Origin of the sequence: Burkholderia sp. E168m23 (assembly GCF_016586125.1) — a bacterium.
GTDB lineage: Bacteria > Pseudomonadota > Gammaproteobacteria > Burkholderiales > Burkholderiaceae > Burkholderia > Burkholderia orbicola.
Genome location: NZ_BCPP01000308.1, coordinates 1 through 6987 on the forward strand (window position 1 = coordinate 1; position 6987 = coordinate 6987).

Here is a 6987-nt window from a genome sequence, read left to right on the forward strand (position 1 = left end):
CGCGTCCCAGCTGTGGCTCACGCGCGCGTTCCTGAACGACAAGGTCACGCTGTCGGCCGGCGCCGGCGCGTACTTCACCGTCAACCAGCGCAACCGCGACGGCCAGCCGGGGCCGGGTGACGGCCGCCTCTCCGGCATCGTGTCGATCTCGGCCAGTTACCGGATTTCCGACCGCTGGCTCACACGTATCACGTGGAACCGCGTGGTCACGCGCTACGACCGCGATACCGATGTGATCCAGGCCGGTGTCGGCTACCGGTTCTAGTCGGGCGCACTCATCGGGCGCGCCGCCCGCGTCACGCGCGGTAGCCCGGATCGATCCGGTCGACGATACGCTGCAGCGCGTCGAACGCGTCCTGTCCCGCGCCATGCTTCGGATCGAAATTCAGCGAATCGCGCACGCACGCTTCGAGCACGGGCGGCGCAATCGGCAGCGCCGCGCCGATCGCATGCGTCGCGATCTGCACCTCGCACGCGCGGTTGAGCAGCCACATCAGCGAAAACGTCTGCGCGAGCGTCGCGCCGATCGTCACGGGGCCGTGGTTGCGCAGCAGCAGCACGGGCCGCCCGCCCGCGCTCTCGACGATGCGCCGACCTTCCTCGAGATGCACGGTGATGCCTTCGAAGTCGTGATACGCGATCTTCCCGTACAGCTGCGCCGAATAGAAATTCGAGAACGACAGCCCGTCGCGCGAACAGCACACGGCCATCGTCGGCGTCGTGTGCACGTGCATCACGCAGTGCGCATCGGGCAGCGCCGCATGGATCGCGCCGTGGAACGTGAAACCGGCCGGATTGATCGGCCAGTCGGAGTGGCCGATCACGTTGCCGTCGATGTCGATCTTCACGAGATTCGACGCGCACACCTCGCGGTAATGGAGCCCGAACGGGTTGATCAGGAAATGTCCGTCCTCGCCCGGCACGCGCAGCGAAATATGGTTGTAGATCAGCTCGGTCCAGCCGAGATGATCGAAGATGCGGTAGGCGGCCGCGAGCTGCACCCGCGCCTGCCATTCGGCTTCGGAGAAGCGCGCGGGACGCGTGAACGGCTGGTTCGGTACACGTTGCATGGGGAACCCCGGTTGCGGGGCGCGCGGCCCCGGGCGAATGGCGGTGCGCATCGTCCATCGTGTGCAGGCGCCGGGCGCGGTGCGAGGTGCGTATCACGCACGTGTGGCGGCGCGTCGGTCGGCGCCGTTCCGGCCCGCATTGTGCGAGCAGCTCGGCAGCGCCTCTTCTCGATTCGCTTATAGTTGCGCGCACAACCATATCACCTTTCCCCGCGCACCGGTATCGCGGGTTTTGCCGGAGCCGTTCGTGCCCTTACAGCTGGTCGTCGACCGGCAGCAGCGTGAAGATGCCCGTCATCACGTTGCGCAGCAGCCCCGCATGCGGGTCGACGTGATAGGTGGCGGTCTGACCGCCTTCGGTGCCCGTCCATTCGAGCGCGGGCGGACCGCCGTCGGTCCGCTTCGCGAGCGTGACGCGGTAGCTTTCGTCCGGCTGCGTCACGCGCGCGAAGATCGCCGCGGCCTGCTGCGCGAGCACCGGGCTGTGGATCACGAGCGCGAGCTCGGTGTTCAGGTGCGCGGAGCGCGGGTCGAGGTTCAGCGAGCCGATCACGAGGATTTGCCGGTCGATCACGTACGCCTTCGCATGCAGGCTCGCACGCGAGCGCGAACCGAACAGCCGCGCGGGCTGCTGGTCCGGCTGCGACTTGAATTCGTACAGCTCGACGCCGCGCTGCAGCAGCGGCACGCGATACGGCGCATAGCCCGACTGCACCGCGACCGCGTCGGTCGCCGCGAGCGAGTTCGTCACGATCGCGACGCGCACGCCGCGCGCGACCGTGTCGCCGAGGATCTTCACGCCGGCGTCGTGCGGCACGAAGTACGGCGAAAACGCCAGGAATTCCTTCTGCGCGCCGCGCGTCAGCTCGGCCAGGCGCTGCATCGGCGGGCTCACGTACGTGCCGGTCGGCCGCGCGACCTTGTCCGGCGCATCGACCTTGAATTCGGCCGGTGCCCACACGAGTTCGAGTTCGTCGCGCGCGATCTGCCGGGCGAGCGGCGTCGCGTTCAGCGGTTTCGCGTTGTACGGATCGGCGTTCTTGCGCCAGTGATCGCGCAGCTCGTCGCGCATCGCGTCGAGATCCTTCGGATCGAACGTCTGATGATTCAGCACGCGCAACGGGTAGCTGCTCGCGCTCGCCCAGTAGTCGTCGAAGCTCTTCGAGATGTCGCTCGTCACGGGGCCGGCCGCCAGCACGTCGAGATCGCGGAACTGCAGCGTCGGGCTCGCACTGAAGTATTCGTCGCCGAGATTGCGGCCGCCGACGATCGCGAGCTGGTTATCCGCGATCATCGCCTTGTTGTGCATCCGGCGCGTGAAGCTGTCGATCCGCGTGAAGAAGTTGGCCGTGCGCTCCATCATGCCGCGCTGCGACGCGCCGAACGGGTTGAACACGCGGATCTCGATGTTCTGGTGCGTATTCAGCGCGGCCATCACGCGGTCGATATCGTGGAAGTTCAGGTCGTCGACCAGCATCCGCACGCGCACGCCGCGATCGGCCGCGTACAGCGCCGCGCCCAGCAGCAGCTTGCCGGTCGTGTCCTCGGTCGCGATGTAGTACTGCATGTCGAGCGTCTTCGTCGCCGCACGCGCAAGCGCGATGCGCATCTGCAATGCGGTGGCGCCGTCGGCCAGCAGCCGGAAGCCCGACTGCCCGGGATGCGCGGCTTCCGGCGCGGCCAGCGCATCGCGCAGCGGCGTGGCGGTTTCCGCCGACAACGCATGGGAGACGGGGCGATCGAGCGAGGTGGCGGGCGGATGCGTCGCGCATGCGGCGAGCGGCAGCAGCGCGCAGACGACCAGCGCGCGGGCCTGGCGGCATGCGGCGCGCCACGACAGCGCGGCCGGCGCGCGCCGGATCAAGGATGTGAGCACGGAAGCTTCCTCGACAGTCGGATCAATGGGCACATCATGGCCGCGGCGCGCGGCTGACAGGCGGTTCCGGACGATTCTAGTGGGCGCCCGACGAGCGGGTCAATCGAGCGGCCCCCGCATGCCGCGCCGCACCGCCGCCACGTGCGTCATGCACGGCGGTTCGTGATGCGTGATGCGTGATGCGCGACCGGTCGCCGCTCCTGCGGGCACCAGCGCAGATCCAACCAATCTCACGGTGCGCCGCTCCCGTTCGAAATGGCTGCGCACGCAGCCGATATGCGTCTGCATCGCGGTGCGCGCCTCTTCGGGCCGGTGCGCGCAAATCGCCTCGTACACGCCCCGTGTGCTGCAATGACAGCAACTCGGATGCCTGCTCGTCCTCCATCGTCATCCGGTCACGTCGATGGAGATGTGCTCGCGCAGCATGCCGATCACGCTCGTATGTAGATGCAGGAACATCGTGTTGTCCGACGCCAACGCGATCGCCTCGTGCAGCTTCGCGTGGGTCGCGGCTTCGACGGCCGCGTCGTCCTTCGCGTGCGCGGTTTCGAGCTGGTAAGGGGCGACGTGCATGCCGAAAAAACAAAAAACCCACGCCCGAGCGAGCGTGGGTTGCTTCATGTCGCTTGCCGATCGCCGGCGCTGACGGCCGGCGATCGGCCGCGGGATCAGCTGCCCTTCGCGATGCGATCCTGGATGTGCTGCGCGCGGCTCGCCGACGACGGGTGCGAGCTCATCATCGAGCTCTGGCCGCCGTCCATCTGCGCGAGCTTCTGGAAGCCGGTGACGAGGCCCTTCTGGCTCATGCCCTTCTGCTTCATCAGGTCGAACGAGTAGTCGTCGGCCGCGCTTTCCTGCGACTGCGAGAACTGCGCGTTGATGAACTTCTCGGTGATGTCGCCGAGCTGCGAGCTCGACAGCGCCGCCACGCCCGGCGATGCCGCGCCGGCCGCGCTGCGCGCCGCGCTCACCGCGTATGCCGTCTGCATTGCCTTCTTCGAGTGGCCGAGTGCGACGTGGCCCATTTCATGGCCGATCACGCCGCGCAGCTCGTCGTCGTTCATCATGTCCATCAGGCCGCTGTACACGCGCACGCAGCCGTTGCCCATCGCCCACGCGTTGACGTCCTTGGTCACGTAGACCTTGTAGTTGATCTTCTGGCCGTTCAGCGTCATGTCGCCGAAGCCCTTCATCACCTTCGTCAGGCGCTTCGCGTAGGCGCTGTTGGCCGGCGCGATCTTCGATTCGGCGTCGCTCGACTTGCACGATTCGTTCGACAGCGCGGCGATGTCGCTGTCCGACAGCGTCGCTGCCTTGTACAGGTTGGTCCCCGCCGACGTCAGGCTGTTCGCGTCAAGGCTCTGCACCCCGCCGCACGCGCTCAACAGAAACGCCACGCCACACGCCGCCACCGCTTTCTTGAGTTGCATCCCGGAATCCCTCGATAGTTGTATTTGGGAGCGGCGATTTTGCATAATCCGGCAGAAAATTACCAGATGTTTACATCGGATGACACGTTCATTACTCAGTGGATTGACATGACGTGGCGATCCGGCCCCGGATTGGCGACGAAAAGCGGGGCAATCGCCGCGGCCGGCGCGCCGGCCGGGAAGGAAAGCGGGCGGGCCGTCGCTCAGGCCGTCTGGTCGCGGCGACGCGTCAGGCGGCGTGCGACCAGCATCGGCAGCCGCATCGCGAAGCCGGTGAACAGGCGCAGGTGCATCCACGCGAGCAGTGCGTTGTCGCGGCCGTAGTGAAAGTGCGACACACCGCCTTCGTGCCGGCCGAAATAGCGCACCGGCGCGTCGATGCGGATCGGGCGCACACCGGCCCAGCACAGCCGCACGGCCGCTTCGGGATCGAAGTCGAAGCCGCGCATCCACGGCTGGCGCCGCATGATCGCCGTCAGCGGCGCGACCGGATAGACGCGAAAACCGTACAGCGAATCGCCGATCCCGGCCCACAGCGTCTCGAGGTCGGCCCACGCGTTCGACAACCGGCGCCCCTGCACGCGCAACTGCGGCGCGCTCGCGTCGAACTTCGGCACGCCGAGCACCATCGCGTCGGGCGCGGCCTGCGATGCCGCCATGAAGGCGGGAATCAGGTCGGCCGGATGCTGGCCGTCGGAATCCATCGTCAGTACGTGCGTGAAGCCGCTCGCGGCCGCCGCGTCGAGCCCCGCGAGCACCGCGGCGCCCTTGCCGCGATTCTCCGGCAGCACGATCACGCGCAGGCCGGGATCGCGCTCGGCCATCGCCTGCAGCCGTTCGGCGCTGCCGTCGGTGCTGCCGTCGACGACGACCCACACCGGGTTCCACTGCGCACGGGCATTGCGCACGGTCGTGTCGACCTTGGCGCCCGGGTTGTAGCTCGGAATCAGGACGAGATGGGTGGACGACGCGTGCAGCTTGGACATGGGAACAGCCGATGACGAAGACGGAGATCCTGACAAAAGTGTATGACTCGCCGACGAACGCCGGCACGCTTCGTCGACACCGGCCGCGGGCCGGACCGGTTGCCGGATCGTGAGGCTCTCGCGCTTCATGACAGCCACTCCATCGCATGACCGGCGCTGGCCTCGATCTCGACCAGCAGGTCGTCGCGACACACGTCCGCATGAACGAACAGCGGCCGCACGTGAGGACCGGCGGCCTCGCGCAGCACGCGGCCGATCGCGGCCAGCGCCGCGGTGTCGCCTGCGTCGCGCACGTAGACGCGGTAGCCGAGGTCCGCGAGCGAGAACGGCCCGTGCCCCTGCCGCGCGGCCTGCTCGAGCACGGCCGCGAGGTTCGCGACCGTCTCGCGCGTCTGCGCGACGACGTCGCCGCGATGCACGGTGCGGTGCCCGACGATGCTCGCGGTGCCCGAGACGAACAGCACCGGCTTCGCTTCACCGTCGGCCCACGCGGCGGCGCGCGCGAACGTCGGCGCACGCGGGCCGTACTGCGCCGGATAGTGATACGCGCTGACCTGGCGCGGATTCTCGATCGAGTCGGCCGGCGTGCGGCTCGCGAGGAAATGAATCGCGAGCGGCGCGGCCGGCGACGCATCGCCCGCGACCGCCTCGACCGAGCCGAGTGCGCACGCGGCCGGCACGCCGCCCGTCAATGCGCGGCGGCACGCGTCGAATGCGCGCTGACGGCCGATATTGAATTGACGATAGCGCTCGACGCCGAACTGCACCGCATTGATCGCCGGCACGGTGTTCCAGATCCGCAGCGGATGCGGCATGCCGAGCGTATCGAGCAGGTCGAACAGCGCGCGGTACGCATCGAACGTCGCGCGTTCGAGCGGCGTGCCGCCGTCGCGCGACGCGTCGTAAGCCGCGTCCGTCTCGTGCACGACGAGGCTGCCGAACACGAGCCCCGCCGCTTCACTGTAGCGGTAATGCAGTGGACCGCGCCGTTCGCCGCGCAGGTCGTGCGCATCGCACTGCCACAGTTCGCAGACGGCCTCGCCCGGTGCGACTTCGGCGCCGAGCAGCGCCATCTGCACCGGCGCGACCGGCAGGCCGGGCGCGGCATCGGTCAGCATCCGCGCCATGGCCGCCGCGCGCGACGCGTCCGGGGTTCCCGCCGCGCCGATGCACACCGCACCCAGCGCGCCGGGAAACACGCGATCGAGTCCGTCGCCTCGGCCGCGCGCATCGTGCAGCAGCGCGACGAGCCGCGCATCGCTCATCTGGACGAGCCGCAACGCGCGGTCGCCGCCGTGCGCGAACGGCGCGGCCGCAGGCGCGGCGGCGGGCAACATCGAACACGGGCGCCGTTCGGCGTCGACTGGATGCACGGACACTTCGATTTCCTCACTATGCGGCGCAGGCCGCGCGACCACGCGGCCCTGCGCCGCGTTGCGTTACGTCAGGCGAATGCGGCGCGCTTCGTCATGCGAGCCCGCCGTTGACGGACAACACCTGCCCCGTCACATAGGCCGCGGCGTCGGATACCAGATACGCGACCATCGCCGCGACTTCGTCGGGCCGGCCCGCGCGCTGCGCGGGCACGAGCTGCTTGATGCGTTCCGCGGGAAACGCCTGGTCGG

General features: G+C 68.5%; 6 protein-coding genes and 2 pseudogenes. 1 reads left to right on the forward strand and 7 read right to left on the reverse strand.

Annotated features, from left to right (window positions below; translation table 11 throughout):
* Window positions 1–265 (forward strand): annotated as a pseudogene (locus tag JMF90_RS17140) (hypothetical protein); the annotation flags it as partial.
* Window positions 266–296: 31 nt separating this feature from the next.
* On the opposite strand, the gene JMF90_RS17145 reads toward JMF90_RS17140, so the two are convergent.
* The 7 genes and pseudogenes from JMF90_RS17145 to JMF90_RS40075 form a co-directional block, all read right to left on the reverse strand.
* Entirely contained in the window at window positions 297–1070 is a 774-nt protein-coding gene (locus tag JMF90_RS17145; protein WP_011546203.1) for a class II aldolase/adducin family protein, read from the reverse strand.
* Between the two features lie 253 nt (window positions 1071–1323).
* Window positions 1324–2946, reverse strand: coding sequence for a phospholipase D family protein (locus tag JMF90_RS17150; protein WP_011546204.1), 1623 nt, complete (start codon window positions 2944–2946; stop codon window positions 1324–1326).
* Window positions 2947–3192: 246 nt separating this feature from the next.
* Window positions 3193–3501, reverse strand: a pseudogene (locus tag JMF90_RS40705) (FadR/GntR family transcriptional regulator); the annotation flags it as partial.
* A gap of 113 nt (window positions 3502–3614) precedes the next feature.
* Window positions 3615–4376 (reverse strand): M48 family metalloprotease, encoded by a 762-nt coding sequence (locus tag JMF90_RS17165; protein WP_011694399.1) that lies wholly within the window; start codon window positions 4374–4376, stop codon window positions 3615–3617.
* Window positions 4377–4579: 203 nt separating this feature from the next.
* A complete protein-coding gene (locus JMF90_RS17170) occupies window positions 4580–5362 on the reverse strand; it encodes a glycosyltransferase family 2 protein (RefSeq protein WP_011694400.1) in 783 nt (260 codons plus the stop codon).
* A 125-nt stretch (window positions 5363–5487) separates the two neighbouring features.
* Entirely contained in the window at window positions 5488–6741 is a 1254-nt protein-coding gene (locus tag JMF90_RS17175; protein WP_050768800.1) for an endoribonuclease L-PSP, read from the reverse strand.
* Between the two features lie 88 nt (window positions 6742–6829).
* On the reverse strand, window positions 6830–6987 hold a 158-nt coding region (locus JMF90_RS40075; protein WP_236597997.1), incomplete at its 5' end, for an SDR family oxidoreductase.

What these genes read in the sequence shown, in the direction of transcription:
- JMF90_RS17170 (WP_011694400.1), bottom strand. Translation starts at nt 5,362, where the DNA reads ATGTCCAAGCTGCACGCGTCGTCCACCCATCTCGTCCTGATTCCGAGC.
- JMF90_RS17145 (WP_011546203.1), bottom strand. Translation starts at nt 1,070, where the DNA reads ATGCAACGTGTACCGAACCAGCCGTTCACGCGTCCCGCGCGCTTCTCC.
- JMF90_RS17165 (WP_011694399.1), bottom strand. Translation starts at nt 4,376, where the DNA reads ATGCAACTCAAGAAAGCGGTGGCGGCGTGTGGCGTGGCGTTTCTGTTG.